The 22,609-nt window shown below is 42.5% G+C and carries 14 protein-coding genes; 8 read left to right on the top strand and 6 right to left on the bottom strand.

Annotated elements, in window-relative coordinates:
* Positions 1 to 173 precede the first annotated feature (173 nt).
* Positions 174 to 1,280 carry a magnesium/cobalt transporter CorA gene (gene corA / locus AB6805_RS07795; RefSeq protein WP_370908873.1) on the top strand — a complete coding sequence of 369 codons (1,107 nt, stop codon included), beginning with the start codon at positions 174 to 176 and terminating at the stop codon, positions 1,278 to 1,280.
* Here corA and AB6805_RS07790 read toward each other — a convergent pair.
* Together AB6805_RS07790 and AB6805_RS07785 are read right to left on the bottom strand one after the other, a co-directional pair.
* Positions 1,277 to 1,783: a DUF2480 family protein gene (locus AB6805_RS07790; protein WP_370908872.1), complete on the bottom strand. Its 507-nt coding sequence runs from the start codon at positions 1,781 to 1,783 to the stop codon at positions 1,277 to 1,279. The genes corA and AB6805_RS07790 overlap by 4 nt on opposite strands.
* A gap of 139 nt (positions 1,784 to 1,922) precedes the next feature.
* A complete protein-coding gene (locus AB6805_RS07785) occupies positions 1,923 to 4,013 on the bottom strand; it encodes a SurA N-terminal domain-containing protein (RefSeq protein ID WP_370908871.1) in 2,091 nt (696 codons plus the stop codon).
* A 771-nt stretch (positions 4,014 to 4,784) separates the two neighbouring features.
* Between AB6805_RS07785 and nadA the strand changes: the two genes are divergently transcribed.
* Positions 4,785 to 5,786, top strand: a complete 1,002-nt coding sequence (gene nadA, locus AB6805_RS07780) for a quinolinate synthase NadA (protein ID WP_370908870.1) — start codon at positions 4,785 to 4,787, stop codon at positions 5,784 to 5,786.
* 1,615 nt (positions 5,787 to 7,401) lie between these two features.
* Here nadA and AB6805_RS07775 read toward each other — a convergent pair.
* The gene (locus tag AB6805_RS07775) at positions 7,402 to 7,638 is read right to left on the bottom strand and encodes a ferrous iron transport protein A (protein WP_370908869.1); all 237 of its coding nucleotides are present in this window, start codon (positions 7,636 to 7,638) and stop codon (positions 7,402 to 7,404) included.
* Between the two features lie 162 nt (positions 7,639 to 7,800).
* On the opposite strand from AB6805_RS07775, the gene ybeY reads away from it, so the two are divergent.
* The 5 genes from ybeY (at position 7,801) to AB6805_RS07750 (ending at position 15,220) form a co-directional block, all read left to right on the top strand.
* Positions 7,801 to 8,229 (top strand): rRNA maturation RNase YbeY, encoded by a 429-nt coding sequence (ybeY, locus tag AB6805_RS07770; protein WP_370908868.1) that lies wholly within the window; start codon positions 7,801 to 7,803, stop codon positions 8,227 to 8,229.
* 2,312 nt (positions 8,230 to 10,541) lie between these two features.
* Positions 10,542 to 12,410 carry a tRNA uridine-5-carboxymethylaminomethyl(34) synthesis enzyme MnmG gene (gene mnmG, locus AB6805_RS07765; protein ID WP_370908867.1) on the top strand — a complete coding sequence of 623 codons (1,869 nt, stop codon included), beginning with the start codon at positions 10,542 to 10,544 and terminating at the stop codon, positions 12,408 to 12,410.
* A gap of 351 nt (positions 12,411 to 12,761) precedes the next feature.
* The gene (locus AB6805_RS07760) at positions 12,762 to 13,349 is read left to right on the top strand and encodes an RNA polymerase sigma factor (RefSeq protein ID WP_370908866.1); all 588 of its coding nucleotides are present in this window, start codon (positions 12,762 to 12,764) and stop codon (positions 13,347 to 13,349) included.
* The gene (locus tag AB6805_RS07755; RefSeq protein WP_370908865.1) at positions 13,342 to 14,697 is read left to right on the top strand and encodes an outer membrane beta-barrel protein; all 1,356 of its coding nucleotides are present in this window, start codon (positions 13,342 to 13,344) and stop codon (positions 14,695 to 14,697) included. The genes AB6805_RS07760 and AB6805_RS07755 overlap by 8 nt, the downstream gene beginning before the upstream one ends.
* 109 nt (positions 14,698 to 14,806) lie before the next feature.
* Positions 14,807 to 15,220 carry a hypothetical protein gene (locus AB6805_RS07750; protein ID WP_370908864.1) on the top strand — a complete coding sequence of 138 codons (414 nt, stop codon included), beginning with the start codon at positions 14,807 to 14,809 and terminating at the stop codon, positions 15,218 to 15,220.
* Positions 15,221 to 15,223: 3 nt separating this feature from the next.
* On the opposite strand, the gene cls is transcribed toward AB6805_RS07750, so the two are convergent.
* From cls to AB6805_RS07735, 3 genes are all read right to left on the bottom strand, one after another.
* Positions 15,224 to 16,702, bottom strand: a complete 1,479-nt coding sequence (gene cls, locus AB6805_RS07745; protein WP_370908863.1) for a cardiolipin synthase — start codon at positions 16,700 to 16,702, stop codon at positions 15,224 to 15,226.
* A gap of 26 nt (positions 16,703 to 16,728) precedes the next feature.
* The gene (locus AB6805_RS07740; protein ID WP_370908862.1) at positions 16,729 to 17,613 is read right to left on the bottom strand and encodes a carotenoid biosynthesis protein; all 885 of its coding nucleotides are present in this window, start codon (positions 17,611 to 17,613) and stop codon (positions 16,729 to 16,731) included.
* Between the two features lie 184 nt (positions 17,614 to 17,797).
* Positions 17,798 to 19,945 (bottom strand): alpha-galactosidase, encoded by a 2,148-nt coding sequence (locus AB6805_RS07735; RefSeq protein WP_370908861.1) that lies wholly within the window; start codon positions 19,943 to 19,945, stop codon positions 17,798 to 17,800.
* 229 nt (positions 19,946 to 20,174) lie between these two features.
* On the opposite strand from AB6805_RS07735, the gene AB6805_RS07730 reads away from it, so the two are divergent.
* On the top strand, positions 20,175 to 22,580 hold the full coding sequence (locus AB6805_RS07730) for an ABC transporter permease (protein ID WP_370908860.1): 2,406 nt from the start codon (positions 20,175 to 20,177) through the stop codon (positions 22,578 to 22,580).
* Positions 22,581 to 22,609 lie beyond the last annotated feature (29 nt).

Below are 22,609 nucleotides of genomic sequence, written 5' to 3'. Positions count from 1 at the left end.
GGATTTAAGTTGCACATTTATTTTCGGCACCGCACGAGTGATTTTAAACAACCGCGGCACTTAATCACTTTCCTTTAAACAAATATAATTAACCCGGTATGATAGTTCCCCTCACTACTATTAACGGATTTTTGCTTTAAATTCGGTAATCAATCCTGCTAACATCAGCATATATGGCCTTCAAAAATAAATTGCCTATTCCCGGCGTAGTACAAGTACTAAACCCATTCAAGGTGAAGAAGCAACGCATCATGAACTTTAATCCGGCAGAAGGAGTCCCATCCCGCAAGCCGGTGGAAAAAACCAAGATCACTGTTTTTGATTATAATATTAATCTTTGCTCAGAGCTGGTGCTGAACAAAATAGAGGACACCTTTAAATATGCCAACGCTCCGCAATTAAGCTGGATCAATATTGATGGTATCAGGAAAGAAGAGGTGCATGCAGTATGTGAACAGTTCATCATCCACCCGTTACTGGAAGAAGACATTCTGAGTGTAGGCCAGCGGGCAAAGATGGATGAAATCAATGACCGGATGTTTTGTTTGCTTCCCATGATCTATTTCAATAGTGAAACCTCATCTATCGACCTGGAACAGGTGAGTATTGTGTTGGGCAGAAACTTTGTGATCTCTTTCCAGGAGGACCCTGCACGGGATGTATTTGACCCTGTGCGGGCCAAGTTGTTGATAACCGGATCCAGGATCCGCAATGGTGGCGCCGATTACCTCTGTTATTCATTGCTCGATGTAATTATTGATAATTACTTCATTGTTATGGATAAGCTGGGGGAAAGGATTGAAATGATGGAAGACCTGGTTCAACATCAACCCAACACCCGTACGTTGGCACGGATTAATTATTTACGCCGCCAGGTTTTCCTGTTCAAACGGGCTATTGCCCCGGTAAGGGAGTTGGTAAATGGCTTTCTGAAAAGTGAGAGCGATCTGCTGGATGATAAAGTAACTAAATACTACAAGGACATCTACGATCACATTATTCAATGTAATGACCTGGCAGATAACTACCGCGATATGGTACTGAACTTACAGGAGATGTATCATACGCAGTTGAACCTGAAGATGAATGAAATCATGAAAGTGTTGGCGGTGGTAACTACGTTAATGGCGCCGCCAACACTGCTTGCTGGTATCTATGGAATGAATTTTCAGCATATGCCTGAACTGGCAGCTCCCAATGGATATTATTTTACACTGGGAGGTATGGGTATATTGCTGGTGCTGATGGTACTGTTTTTCCGGAAAAGAGGCTGGTTTTAGCTTTTCTTCTTATAAACGGGCACGGTAGAGCAAGGCTCTCCATACATAATACTCTTTACTACCGGGCGCAACAGGCGTGTAATTTCCGCGTAAGCAATTTCTCCTACCCGTTTATCACCACATCCTTTAATAACAATTCTTTTATCCGCAAAAGCAGAAAGGTCAATTTCTCCCAGGTTTCTGAGATATAATGTATTGTGTATAAATGCTGCGTCTCCGAAAGCAGCATAGGCCGCCACCGGTTCCAGGTTGGTCATTACCAGCATATAAGCCCATAAAGGAATAACGGCGTCTGCAGAGCAAATAAGGCCCACGTTCTTTCCGCGGTATTGCTCCCAGTCGTGCGACTGCATAGCCGCCCGGAAATCCTTTTCTTTCAGAATGAGCTCCATAAACAGGTAATCCTTCATATCAAAAACAACAATTTCCCCTTTTGGGTAAAACTGTTCTAAATCAATGGTTTCCAGTCCACTCTGCGCTACTTTATTTATGATTTCTTCCATTTTTGTCCCTATTTAAGAATACAAATTTACGAATATCGGCGCAGGAATAGGAATAAGGGCAGAAAGGCACAAAAAGGGGAAATAAAAAAGGGAAGCAGTAGTGCTTCCCTTTTCTTATGTCAGTAAAAAATGTAGTGATTTAGAAGAATTTACCACGGGTATCCTTCACATCGCTCTTCTTTTTCAGCACTTCGAACAGCTGTTGATCCAGCATGGATTTAACACCTTGTTCGTAAGCCGCCTGTTGGGAAGCGATATCCTGGGCCGGTTGGGCAGACGGCTGGAAGCTGTCCACTTTAATCACATATACACCTGCATTACCTTCAATTGGAGCAGATACTTTTGCAGTACCCCAGTTCTTATTGAAAGATGCGCCGGCAACACGTGGCTCAAAGCCGAGGGAAGCGATGAATGGAGTAGCGAAGGAAACGCCTTCTGCATTCAGCACCGGTTGGTTGGTAGATTTAGCCGCTGCATCCAGGGTAGCCGGAGTTTGCAGTTTAGCGATGATCTGTTCTGCTTTCTTGTGTTTCTTAACTTCCGCTTCTACCTGAGGACGTACATCTGCGAGCGGAGCAGTACCTTCTTTACGTACGTTGGTTAAAACAGCCACTACGTATTTATCATCGAAGGTAAATACCTTGCTTACATCACCTTGTTTGGATTCGTAAGCCCAGCGTACCAGTTCGCGTGATTGTCCGATACCGGGGATCACGAAATCCATTGGACGTACATTATCAGCGATTCTTTTATTCAGCTTTTCCTGTTGTACTGTTTTTTCAAAAGCAGCAGCAGTGCCGCTTTTACCTGCGAAACCGCTGGCAGCGCTAAATGCATTGTTATTGGTTTCTTTGCTGGCCTCTACAGACTTACCGAGATAGGCTACTTTAATAGCAGGACCAATATTTTTCTGATCCAGTATCTCAATAACATGATAACCAAATTGTGTTCTTACTACTTTCACCTGACCTTTTGAACCATCGAAGGCGAAGTCTTTGAATTCAGGAACAAATTGGGAAGATGGAGTCAACTCATATTCACCACCGGTTTGTTTGCTACCCGGATCATCAGAAAACTGGTCAACCAGGGCTTTAAAGTCTGCACCGCCTTTTACAGCCAGCTCAAGGCTATCTGCACGTTTTTTAGCGATGGAATCCGGTAAACCACCCTGAGCGCCGGAAGCGATAAGGATGTGGCGTACTTTTACGCTGTCGGGCATATTCTTACGATCAATCATTTTCGCAAAAACGATCAGGTTATTATCGTAGTATGGTCCGAAAACAGTTCCTACAGGCAGATTCACGATAGAATCCTTCATCGGAACTTTCGCTTCATTTTTGGAAATATATCCGTCGTAATATTTAATATCTGAATTACGGTTGATAAAACCGGCGATATTGTCTTTCGTGGTATCCAGTTCCAGCTTCATCGCCATTATCTGCTGAATAGCAGCTGCTGAGTCGGCAGCAGAAGGGATAGCGTCAAAGGATACATATTCAATTTTACGGGACTCTTCTACTTTAAACAGTTGTTTGTGGTCCTGGATAAAGCGATCGAGTTCTGCGTCAGTTACTTTAATAGTGGAATCGGAGATGGTAGCATAGGGAACGCTTACATAAGATACAGTCGCTGTTTGGCTGTTATCTTTTTGTTGTTGCGCCGCCAGCCATTTTGGATAGTAGATACCTTGTTTAACAAGGGTCACGTATTTCAAACGCTCCTGGTATTTCGCAATATAGCTTTCCAGCTGGTGTAAGCCTTCACGGATCTGTGGATTGCTGCCGGCCTGTGAAATAGCCTGTTGCAAAGCATTACGGTCAAACTGGCCATCACGGGTAAATTGCTGCACCACAACCGGGTTAGGGTTTTTACCTTTGATTTGGTCTACCACTTCTGCCTCAGTTACGTTGATACCCAATATTTTGTATTGAGCCTGCATAATTTGTTCATTCAGAAACTCGTTCCAAACCTGTTCGCGGATATACTGACGGGTTTGTTCGTCAATATTAGGCATTTGCTGACGCGCGTTGTTTTCTGCGTCCTGAATTCGACGTTGATACTCTGCCAAATCGAGATCTTCACCATTTACTTTACCCACGCTGGTATCGCGACGGGATAGAGAACTTTTGCCAAAAAAGGCATCCTGCAACAGGAAACTAACAATAGCCAGGCAAATCACTACAACGATCATGACGGCGTACTTGTCCCTGATTTTCTGAATTACTGACATATATTATATAGTCTACATTTTTAAGGATAGCAAAAATAGAATAAATAAACTGTAACTGCAAAAGAGTATTTTTTGCTCTGAAACGCAATACAGTAAAGGGTTTCATGAGCTTATAACACTTTTGTGGGCTATGTAACATTCACAGGTTTTCCACATGAGGGGCTTATTCACATCTTCCTTTTTTTTGTGGACCCAATATTTTTAAACACTGATTACAACAGCTATTTGGCGGAAATTAAGTGTCAAAACCTTAAAAAAGGTTATTCACAAATGTGAAAAAAGCAGATTTTCTAATTCACATAAATTTGTGAATAAAACAGGGCTAATTTAGGCCCGTATGCTTTTTGACCATTTTTCATCTCCAAGAGATTCTTTTCCACAATTGATGTGTAAAAACCCCTGTAAAACGCAAAATAAGGTGGGAAAAGGTACCTCTGTCCACAGGTAAAACTAATTTTGTTATTGTGGTTAAATTTACCCTTAAAAAGGCGGAGGTGGAAATGTGGATACGAAATGTCTTCTTTTAACATTTTCCTAATACACTACACACGAAAAAGATTTTAACCTTGGAGGATATCCACGTATGTGGATGAAAGTAGTAAAACCCAGTATTGACGCGGAAATGGCATGTTAATTTCGTGTGGAAAGCGTAATAAAAAGGAATAACAACTACATTTGTACGTGAGCCGGAAATTAAATTTCCACATATTCACAGCCCTAATAGTAGTGGGCTTTTCTTTTAAATATTTAAAGAAGTATATAGCTATGATTATGGAAATCGCTGACGCGAAAAAAAATTTGCAACGCAACGGATTTTTGGATATATCAGTCGATCCTTCTCTGGATTTGTTTGAAGCGATAGAAAATTTGAAAAAGAAAAAAAACGCTATCGTCCTGGCGCACTATTACCAGGAACCCGATATCCAGGATATCGCAGATTATATCGGAGATAGTTTAGGCCTCAGTCAGCAGGCTGCCAAAACAGATGCCGACATGATTGTTTTCGCGGGTGTGCATTTTATGGCTGAAACCGCAAAAATTCTCAGTCCCCAGAAGAAAGTGCTGTTGCCTGACCTCAAGGCAGGCTGTTCCTTGGCCGACAGTGCCCCTCCGGAGCTGTTTAAGAAGTTCCGGGACCGTTACCCGGATCATATTGTGATTTCGTACATTAACTGCTCTGCGGGTATCAAGGCGCTCAGCGATATCATTTGCACGAGCTCCAATGCCGAGAAAATCATCGAAAGCGTGCCACACAACCAGCCGATCATATTTGCCCCCGACAGGAATTTAGGGGCCTATCTGATCAAAAAAACGGGTAGAGACATGGTTTTATGGAACGGCGCCTGCATGGTCCATGAGATTTTCTCCCTGGAAAAGATCACAAAATTGAAAATCCGTCACCCGAAAGCTAAAGTGATAGCGCATCCGGAATGTGAACCGGCAGTTTTAGCTATTGCGGATTACATCGGATCCACCACCGGTTTGCTGAAGTTTAGTCAGAAAGATGATGCGCAGGAATATATCGTTGTTACAGAAACTGGTATACTGCACCAGATGCAAAAGGAAAATCCGGGCAAAACATTTATTCCTGCTCCGCCCAATAACGCGTGTGCCTGCAACGACTGTCCACACATGAAATTGAATACGCTGGAGAAATTGTATCTGTGCATGGAATACGAACAACCGGAAATTACGATGGAAGAAAGTCTGAGAATAGCCGCTAAAAAGCCAATTGAGCGTATGCTGGAAATTAGTGCACAAGCCGGGCTTTAGTTTAACTTACTGATTCACAAGACTATTTAAATTTTATTTTTTACATATAAGAAAATAGGTATTTACCGAAGGCCGTGAGAATCTTGTATTCTGACGGCCTTCGTATTTATGTACGAACCGATTAATTCTCAGCGTGTTACAAAGGCTCTGAGAATCTCTTATCTGTGATTGGACTACACCATTCTCCATAAAAGCGCAACAATACTGGTACCCCTGATTTGTTTGATGTTAAAAGCCCTTTGAAATAGTTTTTTAGTGCCCTGAGAATTAAAAATAAAAAGGAGGTATTGGGTAAGTGAAGGATTTGAGAGAATATTTGATTCTCAGCGCGTTGATATTGGCGTGAGAAAGAGATATTTCTTCTTTGCGTGGAATCGTGTGCGTAATTTTTCTTTTAAGGAAGTCTCAGTAGTTATTTTTTTAAGGCCCTGACAATTCAATATTTTTTTAGAAGACAGGGATACCCCATGGTTTTGATTTTCATTACAATGTCAACCCCTTATTTTTTTTGCAACTACTTTGATCCATACGGTTTTTCTCTCTTTAGTGACCTTCTACTTCTGTTGTTAGGAGATCTTCAGCCATGTTTTTTGAAACAAATAAATGCTTTCTGACACGGCAGCTTATTGATTTTTAAAGAAGGCTATGAGGATTGATTCTTTTGCTTTTTACTGGGGTTACCCCAGGATTTTATATTTCATGCAATTCTCAGCTGACTTGTAGTTTGCTGAGAATAGAGTGTTGATTGGGATAGCCTTGTCAGCACATATTTCATGCGATTCTCAGCGCTTTGATAAAGCGCTGAGAATCTGATATTTAATAGTTCCTTGTACTTGTTCCTGTTTTTTCAATTTACGTCGCAATCTCACTTCACTTGCAGTGCCCTGAGAATTGAATATTTGTCTACCCGCTTTTAACATGTACGCTGGAAATTTTCAGGCGATTGTCAGGATGCAAGTAGTGATCTGAGAATCTAATATTCTACAGGATTTGTTGTATATGCCCGGATATGGTATTCCGGTGTAATTCTCAGCGGCTGAGGAGGGCGCTGAGAATTGAATTTTTTTACTCTTCGTGGCTCGGATCAGGTTTTGTAAAACGGAGGTGCGCTCAGCTCATTGGGTACGCTTTGAGAATCGGGAATATTTTTATACCTGGAGGATTATACACTGAGGATGCATTGTAGGCGTGTTGAGAAGGTGCTGAGATTTGCGTGTTTTTCAATTGTGTAGGGGAACGCCGGAGAATTTAGGCAGGATGCATTCTAAACGCTCTGCCAATTGTTAATGTTTCACAACGGAATCTGCTCAGCGAAATTAAGAAGAAGAATTTCCCTCAAAAATTTCTTGGTATAAAATGTCGAAATAGGGGTAAAAAGGGAAAATTGTTAATAAATTAGGGAAGATTCGGCTAAGAACTAAAGAGAAAACTGAATTTTTTTTTGGGATTTGTTAATAAGTGGGGGAGTCCATCAATATTTCATTGAAGGAAGAAAAAAAGCTCAAAAATGTGTGGAAAAAAAGCGGTAAAAGTGTGTTTTTTCCGGAAAATGCTCTTTTTGTTATAAAATTTTCTTGGTTTTTTGGGATAAAAACAAGAGAAAAGTAGAGGAAAACTAAATTTCCTCTACCCAAATATGATCTGCTTCTGTTTTTCTAAGTGATAAATTATAGCCAGCCACCATAATTGAAATCGGATCTCCCAGAGGGGCAATTTTTTCAATTTTTACTGTTTCACCTGGTACGCAGCCCATTTCCATCAGTTTAATATGAAGATCGTCTTTCGCAAATTCTATAATTATCGCGCTTTTTCCTGTCGACAGGGCCGATAGTTTTATAATGCCTTTTTTCATTTCCTGCTTGTTAATCTGTTTAAACTTAGTACCAGCACAATGGGGAGCATACTTATGAATGATAAGCAAAGTTACCGCTGTATAGCCAATATGCAAAAAGAAAGGTCATCCAATCCAAAATTTCACTTTACTTTTACATCCACATAAATTTTTTCAGTATAGATGGCTATTCAGTTTACATCGCACGAGGTAAAGGATTATTTAAAAGAAAAGAGGAAGCTAAAGGTGTTTTTAAGGGATCTTTTTTCTGCAGAAGGACAGGGATTAGAGAGTTTACACTACGTTTTTTGTTCAGATGCTTACTTGTTGGAGATCAACAAGCAGTTTTTGCAGCACGACACGTATACGGATATCGTAACTTTTGAAATGGGGGAGAACCCGGCCATTACGGAAGGTGAAATATACATTAGCGTGGATAGGGTGCTGGAGAATGCAGATAAGTTTAAGGTACCGGTAGCCCAGGAGCTGCACAGGGTTATTTTTCACGGTGCACTACATTTATGTGGTTTTAAAGACAAAAGTAAAAAGGACGCTGCCCTTATGAGAAGTAAAGAGGATGAGTACCTGGTAAAGTATTTCGGTAGTAAATAGATTTTTGAGCCTTACAATGTTTCACGTGGAACATTCATTGTTTGGAATCGTTGGAAATAGTTGACCTAGGGGTGTTGTAAGAACTGGGATCCTGCATATAGGGTTATTACCTGTGGTATACTTCTCAGATACTTCTCAGTTACTTAGGAGTAGCGTATATGTCGTACTCCCCATATAGTCCCCATATAGTCCCTATATAGTTCCCATACATTTCCCTTACATTCCTCATACACTCATGATACACTCATGATACACTTCCCATACACTCCCAATACACTGTCTCGTCCTAATATAGCTATACAGGTGAAGAAATTATCCTTACGACGCAGGGTGATTATACTGGAAAAGCTTTACACCCCGCAACGTTGAATACAGATACAGCTTTACAGTGTAGCTTTATAGTACAGTAATAGCTTTACAGTTACAAAATAACAAAGGCTTTCTTTTTGATTTTCCATTTTTTATTCAAAGGTTCTGGAATAAAATTACACTTTGGCTTGATAATCCTGTTTAAAGTTTACTATTTAGATTTTAAGTCCTGAAATAAGTTTACAGTGTGGTTGTAAATCCTGTATTTGCTTTACGGTGCTATTTTTCGTTTGGCCTGGACCTTCGATATAACAGGGCAGGAGGAAGGGATATTGACTGAGGTAAAGAGGCATTTGATTATAGGTTTTGTGCAGCCAGGACAACATTGTATCACTAGGTATTATCCCACCAGGCAAGTATTGTGCTTCTAGATCTTTTCAATTTTTCTGCATATAGCATTTGGGGAGGGGATTCCCATTTAGGGTTATGGGAATGAATAGGCTTGGAATCAAGTGAAACGATTTCCTGTTTAATATTACGAATGGTGCCATTAATCTTATTCCTGCAGATATTCTGTTACGGTGTCCATAAGCAAGGACATAATTCTTTTCTTTACATTTCATGAAGTGTCTCCAATAAAAGATTTACTATAAGAAAGAACAAATTTTGATGTTCCACGTGGAACATCAAAAAAGGGATTTATTTAAAACCGAGCTTTGATTTGTAAGGTTTAAGAGGTTGTCGTAATTCACAAGGGGGAACCGGGCATATGATAAGCATGGTAATGCTGTTTCCTTCATGATCTGGGCTTTTGATTCTATCAAGTCGTATGGTGATCTATGTATGCCGTTTCAAGGTGAATATGATATCGCCAGAATGGTTTAGATTATGGCTATAGTGGTAATGCTCATGGGTGGTTAGCGTCGTTGTATTTTTCCTCAGCAGTATTTGTTGATGGTGAGACATTGGTACTCTTTACCGAATTTAGCGACACAGGACCTTCAGTTTTTTTTTCCAAAACAACCAGGGGGGGTAACAGGCTTTGGAAGATAGAGACATTCTTCTTATGCGCTGCTCTGCTGAATATCATTTGATATTCCATGCTTCTGAGCCAATTTTAGGAATTGACTACTATTCCGGCTTTGCCTGTAGATGTTGTTTGAGGAACCTGTTGATAATACCAGAAGCAAACTGTAGGCTTTTGCATTTAGTTATGCAGATTGAAAAGGTATAGGATTTAGATGGGAGCATTTAGATAATGGAGAGAAATCCAGGATGCCCGGTTTCCTGGAGTTTATTTTCTGCCAGCCGGCTTGTTATTACAGAATTACTATCGAACAACCTTTGCATGCTAAGAGTAGCTTTACCTGCGTAATAATGATGCTTGGGGAGCGGCATTTACAGATTTTATATAGCTGAGTTTCTATGACAGTGGATGGACTTTAAGCCGGGTGTCAAGTGTATTCTTGATAGCTTTTTGCATTTGTATCAAGAAACTGCAGAGGTACAAACGATAATTCTGTTTTGGATTCCCTGTTTGTTGGAAGTTCTTAAAGATGTAGGTACTCATCGCCCGGGAAACAATTTCATTTCCGGAGGAAGTGTTTTACAACTTAAAGAGATACTTCCCGCAGGGGATTCTCCAGTCTATTATTATGCGAGGAGAGGAGGGTTTGAGTAAGTGTCTAAAGGGAAGGACTAAGAGATAATTGAGATCGATAAAAAAAGGGTGTATTCGTCGTCATACTTCTGATGTTTTACCGGATCTTTTAAGGAGGTAATTCATAACTGATGAAAGGCCCTTGAATCTGAATAGTATCCTTTCTAATTGAGAAACTACATCTCTTGCCAGCTAATAATGTTCCACGTGAAACATTAACAGGATAAAAGAAGATGCTAAGGATGAGCTATTGAATCCTCCCCGGAATGTTCCACGTGGAACATTCACATTGGCAACCACATTCTCCTTTCTTCTACGTAATTTTGCACTTTCTAAAGTTATTATGTTTCCATCATACGATATAATTGTTGTAGGTGCAGGACACGCAGGTTGTGAAGCCGCTGCCGCTGCTGCCAATATGGGGTCCAAGGTTTTGTTGGTAACCATGAATATGCAAACCATTGCTCAAATGAGCTGTAACCCCGCTATGGGGGGAATTGCAAAAGGACAAATTGTTAGAGAAATAGATGCGCTTGGAGGATATTCCGGGATAGTAACGGATCAGTCTATGATCCAGTTCCGTATGCTCAACCGTTCGAAAGGCCCCGCTATGTGGAGCCCCCGTACGCAGAATGATCGCATGCTTTTCGCCGCAAAATGGAGGGAAGCACTGGAAAAAACGCCGAATGTTGACTTCTACCAGGATATGGTAAAAGGTCTTTTAGTGAAGGATGGAAGATGCCACGGCGTTGTTACCGGACTAGGGCATGAAATCCAGGCCAAGGCAGTGGTACTCACTAATGGGACTTTCCTCAACGGTGTAATCCATATCGGGGATAAACAATTTGGCGGTGGCAGGGTAGCAGAAAAAGCGGCTACCGGCATTACAGAACAACTCGTTTCCCTGGGTTTTGAAAGCGACCGTTTGAAAACAGGTACACCTCCACGTATTGATGGAAGGAGCCTCGATTATTCAAAAATGGAAGAACAGAAAGGGGATGAAGAGATTGTTGGATTCTCCTATTTGGATGTCGAAAGAATTAAACCCGCACAACAAAGAAGTTGCTGGATTACCTATACCAGCGATGCCGTACATGAAATGCTCCGTACTGGTTTTGACAGGTCGCCCATGTTCCAGGGACGTATACAGGGAACAGGTCCCCGTTATTGCCCCAGCATTGAAGATAAAATAAACCGCTTCGCAGAAAGAGAACGCCACCAGTTATTTGTGGAGCCGGAAGGCTGGGACACCGTGGAGATATATGTAAACGGATTCTCTACCTCTTTGCCGGAAGATGTGCAAATGAAAGCGCTTCGCCTGGTACCAGGATTTGAAAACTGCCGTATGTTCCGGCCGGGATATGCCATTGAATACGATTTCTTTCCACCAACCCAGCTTCAGTTCTCCCTGGAAACCAAGCATGTTCAGAACCTCTTCTTTGCCGGGCAGATTAACGGCACTACCGGATATGAGGAAGCTGCATGCCAGGGTATCATGGCGGGCATAAATGCCCACCTGAAGGCCCGGGAAGAAGCACCTTTTGTGTTGAAAAGAAGCGAAGCATATATTGGAGTGCTGATCGATGATCTGATTAATAAAGGCACCGAAGAACCTTACCGTATGTTTACCTCCAGGGCAGAATTCCGGACCCTGTTACGCCAGGACAATGCCGACCTGCGCCTGACAGAAAGGAGCTATAAAATGGGGCTGGCATCCGAGGAAAGAATGCAAAAGGTGCAGGAAAAAAGACAAGGCGTAGAACAAATTAAGCGCATCCTGAAAGAATTGTCCATAGAGCCAGATGAAATCAGCGGACTACTTGCAGAGAAATCTTCTGCTCCGTTAACACAAAAACAGAAAGCTCACCAGATTTTATTACGTCCGGGACTCGATATTTTTGCCATGAAAGACCAGGTGGAAAAAATAGGACAGGCACTCGCCGGATTTAGTAAGGATATTTTGGAACAGGCAGAAATCCAGATCAAGTACGATGTATACATTGAAAAGGAAAATGAACTGGTGCAGAAAATGAGCCAACTGGAAGATCTCGTGATACCTTCCAATTTCGATTATGCAAAACTGGTTTCATTGTCGAACGAAGCAAGACAGAAATTTAATAAAATTCGTCCGCATACCCTTGGTCAGGCAAGTCGCATCAGTGGAGTTAATCCAAGTGATGTACAAATCCTGATGGTTTATATGGGACGATAAAAATATAAAGCTTTTATATCGGGTAGTATTGTTTTTACAATCTGCCCGTTTTTTTGGTTTATCACCGGGCACAAACAAAAAAATAAGCAAAAATGCCCGGAAATCGACCTTCAGAAAGGCGGTAAATTTTAATGATCTCTTCTTGGATGGATATAAGTGTTGAAAAAGGGGTAAAATGGATAAAACCGGCTAAAAATGTGTGTTTTTGAACGAAAACTTTATTTTTCCGGAAAAAGCAACCTTTTTTGATTTTCCACCGTATCTATCTTCAGCCTGGAGTTTATTTAAACAATTATTCCCTGACAAAAAAAATAACAGCACCTAATACCAAAAGCAGGTAAGAATATTTTTGTGCATGAGCTGAATAATATTAATGAAGTGATTGCCGGTTGCTGCAGAAAAGAACGCAGCAGTCAGGAAGCGTTATACCGGAACTTTTTCGGGTATGGACTCAGCATTTGTTTGCGATATGCACAGAACAGAGATGAGGCAGTTGAAATTATGAACGACGGATTTCTTAAAATATTCCAACACATTGAAACATTCGATACCTCCCGGCCTTTTAAAACATGGCTGGCCAGAATTATGGTGAACACCGCCATCGATTTTTTAAGAGGTAAAAAGAAACTGGTTTTTACGGATGATATCAACCAGGTACCGGAACCAGGAACGGATGAAAAAATTATCGACAAACTATCCTATGATGAATTGCTGAAACATGTACAGGCTTTGCCTCCGGCTTACAGAACTGTTTTCAACCTGTATATAATGGAAGGCTTCCAGCACCAGGAAATAGCAGGTATGTTGAGAATCTCAGAAGGAACTTCCAAATCGAATCTATTTAAAGCAAAAAAAATACTGAAAGAAAGAATTATTAAAGCATCCATGAGCACTGCTGATGGAATAGACATAAATATGCCCTTATACAAAAATGAATGACGCGTTTGAAAATAGTATCCGTAATAAGCTGAATGAAGCTGATATTCCTTTTGACCAGGATGCCTGGAAAAAAATGGAATCGAAGCTTGATGCAGGAAATAATAAGAAACGACCAGCAGGCTGGTGGTGGCTGTTGTTATTGCCTGTACTGGGAGGCTTAGGCTGGTGGATCATGCAACCGTCAGCAACGGATAAAACAGTTTCACGTGCAACAGTAGATTCTATACAAGATCAGCAAGCGCATACCATTACAACAGACGGACAACGCGTTGCCACGCCGGATAGCAGTACGGTGCAACCGCCCGGAACTACTACGTCAACAGCAACAAAAACGCAGCAAAACAGCAACTTATCACCAGGTAAACAGCTGCCGAAAACAAATACTACGACAGGAAATTCCGCCCAACAGCAAACAATTTCCCCGTCAGGAATCCATCTGCCAAAAACAAATACAACAGCCGTAAACACCGGCCGTCAGCAAACCTTTTCGCAGACAGACACCTATCTGCCGAAGGCAAATAAAACAACAGGTCAGGATATACCGGAAAAAACAACTACACCTGATATCACTGCTGATGCAGGAAAAGAAACCGGCAATGATAAAAGGGTACCCCCAATCATTAATCAGACCTTTCTTGATCTGCTGAAAACAAAGAACAGTAATAACTTTAACGGATATACGAAAATAGGAAGACCTGTTGAAATACCCGTAGATACTAAGTTACAGCCGGATCAGGATGAAAAACCTGTACGCCGGAAGATCAACTCAAAAGGATTGTATATAGGAGTAACTTTCGGACCAGATCTGAACGTTGCGCCCTCTTTTAAATATGGAAACGTTGGCTTCAACGCCGGTGTGCTGGCGCATTATTATTTTAGCCAGCACTGGTTTGTTACAAGTGGAGTTGTATACAGTAAGAAGCTATATGGCGCTACAAACGGTGATTATAAACATCTTTACAGTAACCCGTGGGATCCTGTTGTTAAGGTAAATGCGAATTGTGATGTACTCGATATACCAGTGAATATCAACTATACATTCTTACAGGTAAAAAATAATACGGTGAGTGCCACACTTGGTATCTCCAATTATATTATGCTGAAAGAAAAATATGAGTATATCTACAAGTATACTCCGGACAAGGAAAACACGGTAAAAAATGAAAACCAGCATTATCTTGCCATACTGAATGTTGGCGCCCTTTACCAGCACCCAGCCGGAAGAAGGTTAATTGTTGGGCTACAGCCATATGCAAAAATTCCCCTGCATGGGGTCGGATTGGGACAGGTGAAACTGTACTCTGCCGGCTTATCAGTACAGTTAAACCTGGTAGGAAAAAAACGCTGATCCATCCTGTAAACAATCATTCTCCTGCGTTGTTATCATCCTGATACAATGCCTGCTGCTTTATGTGGCACGGCATTTTCTGCTTTCCTACTCAATAAAAGATTTGATTATGAGCAACAAAAAGAATAAAACCGGAAAGGAAGATCAACAACTACCTAAAAATGAAGATGATCAGTTTCCCGGATACCCTGAATACCCTGCCAGCGAAGATATCATGAACAAAAAGAACCGGGATAAAGAAGTAGACTTGGATATTAACGAGGTAACCGGGTCTTTCCGCAGAAACAGTGAATTATCGCCTGATAAAAAGAAGCCTAGGGAAAATAATGAACAGGAAGAAACCTGGCGCCAGGATAAAGTGGGAGATGACCTTGATATTCCCGGTGCTGAACTCGACGATGAAGCAGAAGCTATCGGAGAGGAAGATGAGGAAAACAATATTTACAGCCTGGGAGGCGACAGGCACGAAGATCTGGAAGAAGACAACGGTGAGTTCCTCGACCTGGAAGAAGACAAGGATTAAGGCTTATAACAGCGGTGTAAGGAGGCGACAAACAGCGTCCATAAACCGCTTTAGAATATTGCGCCTGTTCCAGCGGGTTTCCTGAACGGGAACTGAATATAAAAGGTCTTCTTCAAACACCTTATTCAGCCGGGTAGCCACCTCTGTATCATAGATCAAAGCACCTATTTCACAATTCAGGTAAAAGCTGCGGTTGTCGAAATTAACGGAACTTACCCAGGCAAGATTATCATCTATCACCATCGTTTTCGCGTGAATAAAACCACGCGTGTAAAAATATATTTTGATACCTGCCGCCAGCAAAGGTTTCAGATAGGAGAGTGCGGCATGTTGTACAATGTAGGAATCGCCTTTCAACGGCAGCATCAGCTGCACATCTTTCCCGGCCAGCGCCGCCATCTGGAGCGCGGTGAGCAGCTCTTCAGTAGGAATAAAATAAGGATTAGAGATCCTGATTCTTCTCTTGGCAATATTAATAGCCATAAGAATACTCTGCATGGCAACAGGCCATTCTGAATCAGGGCCGCTGGCAACGATATCTACGAAGCAGGTACCCGTTAAATCTGACCGGCCAAAAAACGGTTCAGCAAAAGGAAATACTTCTTTGCTGCAGTAACGGTAACTCATCAGAAACTGTAGTTGCAGTATGTTTACCGCCTCACCTTCAATTTTCAGGTGGGTATCCCGCCAGAAAGTAGGATGCTTGCCATTGTTGATGTACCGTTCATCGAGATTGATGCCGCCGACAAAACCAACCTTGCCATCTACCACAATAATTTTCCGGTGATTTCTGTAATTGGCGTTCAGGTAAAAATCTACGAGCACAGGAGAAAAGGGATATACACTGGCGCCATGCGCCTTTAACCGTTCGGGAATATCCCCGATCCGGTCGCTGCCCATATCGTCGTACAGAAAACGGACCTGTACGCCCTGGTTTAATTTTTCGATCAGGATGTTGGTTACTTCATTGCCCACGTCATCATCTGCAATCATGTAGTACTCTATGTGAATATGATGTTTCGCAGCACGCAGTGCGCTGAAAACCACCGGGAACTTTTCTTCTCCGTTGATCAATAGTTGTACCCTGTTATTTTTGCTGAGGATAGACTGCCGCGTATTAAGCAGCATGGCTGAAATCTCCTGTTTATTTCCTGCCAGCCGCCGAAGCTCTACCTGCATTTGTTCTATCAGTGGTTTTTGCGACTCCCAGTACCTCGAAAACAATACTTCATCTTTACTGCCTTTCAGCGTAAACCGCCTTCTTTTACGAAGGTCACGTCCCAGGTAGTAGTAAACAATTAAACCAACAACGGGAATAAATACCAGCACCAGGATGTAACCGATAGCCTTTACCGGGTTGCGGTTTTCAAGCAGAATGGTAGCAATCAATCCGATGAAAATAAGGATCAGTAAGACGATACTGCCTATTTTGATGTAAATATGCCATTCTGCACCTGTTAGATAACCGATCAGTGTTTTCACCAGTAAAAATTATTTAAGTATTAATATTAACATGTTTCTGTTAAAATAGTTACAGGCTGCTTTTTTATCAACATGGGTACGTGTATCAATATACCAATTGTTGCATTGAACAGCGAGAAAGCCGTCATCCAGTTATTTTCACGGGAGAACCCACCCAGGAATAGCCAGGCCAGGAAGTACACGTGGAACCATAAAGGAACAATCCAGGCTGCCAGTGGAAAGTAATGGCCACTGATGCTATTTCTCCTGGCAAAACCTGTTGCTACCATTAACGCCAATAGTATTATCAAAGCAATGAGCCGATGCATACTGCTGATGCCAAATGCCTGTTTCAGTAAATCGGCCAATGGAAATAAGGATATCCACAGGGCTGCCTGTGAAAGGAGAATGGAAAGTAAAGGCAGCAATGCTTTCCATACCCGGGTGACGGCTACTTTTTCCAGCAGCCGGCCAAAGAGGGAATAGAAAAATACTACCAGCAACCAGCCATAGAAATTAGCGTACGGTACGCCAAACCATTGACCGGTGAGTGTTTCCGAAGGATACCCCCTGCCTACCCAATCCCAGTGCCACATATGCAGGCGATAGGCTACCACATCCATACTTGCATCGATGTTCAATGCCAGCAGGCTGTCCAGCGCCGCTGCCGCCCATAATGGCAACCCAAAATTATCTGTAAATAAACGCGACGAATAAATAATGACCGCCCAACCACAGCCAATACAAAACGGAATGTTATGCGGCGCCTTACCCAACATGAGCCAGAATTGCCCGTATACATAGCCGCTGCTGGTGGCTACATTTACATATTCCAGCAACAACCCGAAACACAGTGCCCCCAGTAACCACGCCATATGTGCGGTTCCCTTTTTCAGGGCGTGCCAGCCGCAAATAAGCAAGAGGATATACATACAGATCTCCGTTAGCGGAAAGCAGTATCCAGGGGCATTACCATAAGGCATATTGGCGAAAGGAAGCATATCCCTGTAGTTTGAAGTATTGAAGATAATAAATCACCTGCGATTCATTTTCTTTCAAAAGAAAATGCCCTGTTTCCATCGTTACTGGAAACAGGGCATTTAAATATACGGTACTTTATTCGGCTGTTATTTCAAGGATGTTGCTGCTTAGTGATCTGCCATTGCCAGGCACCAGCTGAATGCCTTCTTTCATCAGGAAATCGCCGCTATAGAGCCTATCAAAATGATAGGAAGAATGTGTTCCCGGGAACAGGTTTATTTCGTTGATGCGGTAACGTTTCTGAGGATCGAGTCCCTGCAGTTTTACGAGTGTAAATACGTCGTTTTTTGCGATGTTCATCAGGTAGCTGAAAACAATGCATTTCTGCTGATCATCGCTGGTATACTGGAATACCGCCCTGTTTTCCTTATAGGGAGAAATAAGCCGGTAAAGATTGCCATACCACACAATATCACTGATACGCTTATACGTAGTTACTGCATCACGACTGAACTGTAATTCTTTCTCTGTAAAATCATCCACTTTGATATCGTACCCCAGTTTGCCCATCATGGCTACATCGGTACGGAATTTCAGGGATTGGCTGCCCCAGTTGGTGACATGTGCCGCCATTGTATTGGCCGGGAAGAAGTGTGAGTATCCGTACTGGATATAAATTCTTTCCAGTCCGTCGGTATTATCACTTGGCCAGAATTCGGTAAAGTATTTCATGGCGCCATAATCTGTGCGGCCGCCGCCACCGGAGCAAAGCATGATTGGCAGGTGAGGATATTTCGCTCTTACCCTGTCGAGCACTTTGTATAAACTACGGGTATAATCGATAAAAAGGTGCGACTGCTTTTCTTTCAGGTAAGGAGAATAGGTATTGGTTAGCATCCGGTTGCAATCCCATTTGATATAAGCGATGCCCGGGTTTTCCGACATGGTTTTATCTACCACGCCATACACGAAATCCTGTACCGCTGGGTTGGTGAGGTCCAGCACCATCTGGTTGCGGTAATAGTTTTCAGCGCGGTTTGGCAGGCGAAGTATCCAGTCGGGATGCTTTGTATACAACTCACTTTTTGGATTTACCATTTCCGGTTCCAGCCATATACCGAACTTTATGTTTTGTTTTTCTGCTTCCTGTACGAGGTAGCCTAATCCATGGGGAAGTTTGGTGGTGTTATGTTCCCAGTCGCCCAGGCCTGCATTATCTGCATTGCGTGGGAACTTATTGGCAAACCAGCCGTCATCGAGCAGGAACAGATCTACGCCCAGTTTTTTGGCGCCGCTGAAAAGACCGGTCAGCCGTTGTTCGTTGAAGTCCATGCCAGTTGCTTCCCAGTTATTGAGCAGGGTTAAACGTGGGGAATGTCCATCAAGGATGCCGTAGTTAAGTGCCCAGTGATGAAAGTTTCTGCTGGCTTGTCCTGTGCCTTTGGCCGACAGGGTGAAGATGAATGCCGGCGTGGTGAAAACCTCGTTTGGCTTTAGCGTATAGTCGCTGGCGTAAGGATTAATGCCGGAATTAATGTGGAGCGAGTTATGTTCATCTACCTCAAATCCAAATTTAAAATTTCCTGTCCAGGCCAATGTTCCAGCTAATACTTCGCCATTCTCTTCTTCAGCAGGATGATTTAATGACAGCAGGAACAGGGGCGATTGCAGCATATTAGCCCTTACGCCCAGTTTGCTGTCGAGGATTTTCATCCCGGTGGTAAGATATTGTTCCTGCATATTGGCTTCCTTTGCCCAATCGCCGTGGAATTGCGTTAACCAGTATTTATCTGCTTTCAGGTGCAACATGGAAGAGGCGTAGGCTGTTAGCTGTACCGGTTTTTTCTCGTTGTGCTTTACTTCCGTCCATGCTTTGATAATATCTTCTTTATAGTATGCTTCAAAGTGGAGGATAACGGTTACCGGGTATACGGGATCTTTAAGTGTAATGGTAGTTGCAATGATGTCATCGCTGGTTTTTGCGGATGTATGGTTATCATATCTTAGCTCCAGGGATGGATTTCCATCATTGTGAACGATGCGGATAGCCGGGTCCAGCAGGCTTTCCATGCCAGCGGTTATATAGGCCTCCTGTTTGCCTTTAGCAAGGGTATCCGCCATATCGGGCTGTAACTGTTGTCCGAAGTATTGTTGTATTAACCGGCCTTCCGGGTTAATGCCGTATACCAGGCTGATATTGCGGGTAGCAATGCGGATATTTTTCTCTTGAGCAGATACCCATTGGGTTAACAATAGAAAGCTTATGCAAAACAGTGTTCTCATGTTTAAATATTTACTAACGAGGAATAAGTGTACAAAATACAAATAAAAAGAAAGGATCTATATGGTAATTTACAGAAGACAGGTACCATTCCGGACAAGATACTCCCGTGCAAAAGTGAACAAAAGTTGTCCGGTACCGGACAAAAATCTCTTAGAAGATTATTGATCATCAATACCTTGTGGTGCGGCATTTTTTTCGCGGGAAGAAGAAACTACTATTCATCTGTTTATGATAAAGAACTACTTTCTGATTGCCTGGAGAAATATGGCGAAGAACCGTTTTTTTGCTGTCGTGAATATCTGGGGATTAGCTATCGGGATCACATTTGTATTGTTGATCGGTGCATATGCCTGGGGGGAGTACCAGGTAAACCATTTTGTGAAGAATGGCGACCGCATCTTTCTGCTGAGTAGCAAATGGGCAAATCCGGAAACAGGAACGGAGTTAACAACGTTTGGACCACTAACCAAAGCACTTCAGGATAATTATCCCTCGTTGGTAGAAAAAGCCTATGCTCACGATGGAATCAACGTTGTTATTTCAGTGGGAGATAAGCATTTCAGGGAAGGGGTACAGCCAGGGGATTCAACTTTTTTTGAGATGTTTAATTTTCCGGTTGCCTATGGTGATCCGCGCACAGCAATGGATAAGCCCAATGCGGTGGTGCTTACGGAGAAGAAAGCAAAGCAGTATTTTGGCAAAACAGATGTCGTAGGGAAGTTAGTAAGGATACAATCCTTCGATGGAAGGAATGATAATTTTGAAATAACTGCTGTAATAAAAGATCTGCCTTTTAATACCATCACCAACTTTTTTAAACCCGGAAATGAAATATTTCTTTCACCCGCCAGTATACGTTATTTCGGAAGAGAGTTTGGATTTAACAGCTGGTTATCGCCCTATATTGTGGGCTATGTAATGCTGAAACCGGGCGTTACTGCTGACCAGCTCCGGGGGCCAATAAAAACATTATTAGCTACCAATACGAATGCAGAAATTCAACGTACGCTGGAGGTAACGCCGGTATCTTTGAAGAACTGGTACCTCCTTATGAATAAAGGGCTCGCAAGAAAAATGATCACCGTATTTTCATTAGTGGCATTGTTTATCCTGCTGATGGCGATTATAAATTTTGTCAATATTTCTATCGGTAATTCTTTAACAAGATTAAAGGAGATCGGCGTACGAAAGGCGATGGGAGGGAAGCGGCTGCAGTTAATATTTCAGTTTATTACCGAGTCGGTGTTAGTCGTTACTTTTTCTTTTATTGTATCGCTGGGTTTGTATTTTATAGTAAGACCCTTGTTTGGAGAGATGATCGGGAAAGATATTCCTGCATTATCTTCTTTTCCTGCCTGGTTTGCCGTGTTACCATTGTTGGTAATACTGTTTACCGGCTTACTGGCTGGTATTTATCCTGCGTTTGTATTATCAGCGCAACCTTCTGTTACCGCATTGAAAGGGAAGCTAAAGGATGTAAAGGAGAAATTATTATTCAGGCGGTCGCTTGTAACCGTACAATTTGTGACGGCCATCGTGGTATTTATTGCTGCGATTGTAATAGACCGTCAGGTGGCTTTCTTTTTCAATTCAGATCTTGGGTATAATAAGGAAAAGTTGGTGACTGTTGCCGTGCCGCGCGACTGGACCACAGCGGGTGTTGCGCATATGGAACGTATGAGGGAGGAGTTCCGGGCAATGCCGGAAATAAAAGATGCCACCTTTGCCTACGTGATCCCCGACGGGGCAGCCAGTGGCGCCAGCAGGATTTACAGACCGGAAAATGATTCCAGTACTGCGGTTTCGGCGGTGTCGCTTATTACAGATGAGCGCTATCTGGCCACTTACGATATCAAACTGGATGCAGGAAGCTTTTATAATGGCGCCCCGGAAGATGCTGCCAAAATTATTATTAATGAAGCGGCCGTAAAGGCATTAGGTTGGCGGAGTGCGGAAGAAGCCATTAATAAGCCGCTGCGGCTGCATAATTTTAACCAGGTGCTATATGTGAGTGGTGTTACCCGGGATTTTCATTTTGGGTCCCTGCATGATGCCATAGGCCCGGTTTATTTTCAGCCGGTGCGGGGAATAAATATATACCGGTATTTATCGTTCCGCTTTAATCCTGGAAATACGGCTACACAGGTAGCTGCATTGCAACGCAAGTGGCAGCAGGTTTTCCCGGATGCTCCTTTTGATTTCAAATTTTTGGATGATAGTATAGCGCAGTTATACGATACGGAAGCACAAATGCGGAAGGCTGCAAAGGCTGCCACTGTAGTATCACTGATGATTGTGTTGCTGGGGGTGCTGGGAATTGTTACTATGAGTATTGCAAAGAGGAATAAAGAGATGGGAATAAGAAAAGTACTCGGTGCATCGGGCTTACACATCCTCCTGCTTTTTATAAAAGAGTTTTCGGGAATCATTGTTGTGTCCAATATCATTGCCTGGCCATTATCGTGGTATCTCTTACATGGCTGGCTGATGGACTATGCCTACCGGATCAACATTGGGGTGTTGCCTTTCCTGATTGTGGGCTTAACCCTGGCAATACTGGTAGGGGTAATTATTGTGTGGATGACCCACCGGTTAGCGGCTATTAACCCGGTAAAGAGCCTGAGAACAGAATAATGATTATTTTAGTAATCCTTTAAAGGATT

Origin of the sequence: Chitinophaga sp. RCC_12 (genome assembly GCF_041360695.1) — a bacterium.
Taxonomy (GTDB): Bacteria; Bacteroidota; Bacteroidia; order Chitinophagales; family Chitinophagaceae; genus Chitinophaga.
Note: the sequence above shows the minus strand (reverse complement) of the source record. Positions and strands in the feature narration are given on the sequence as shown.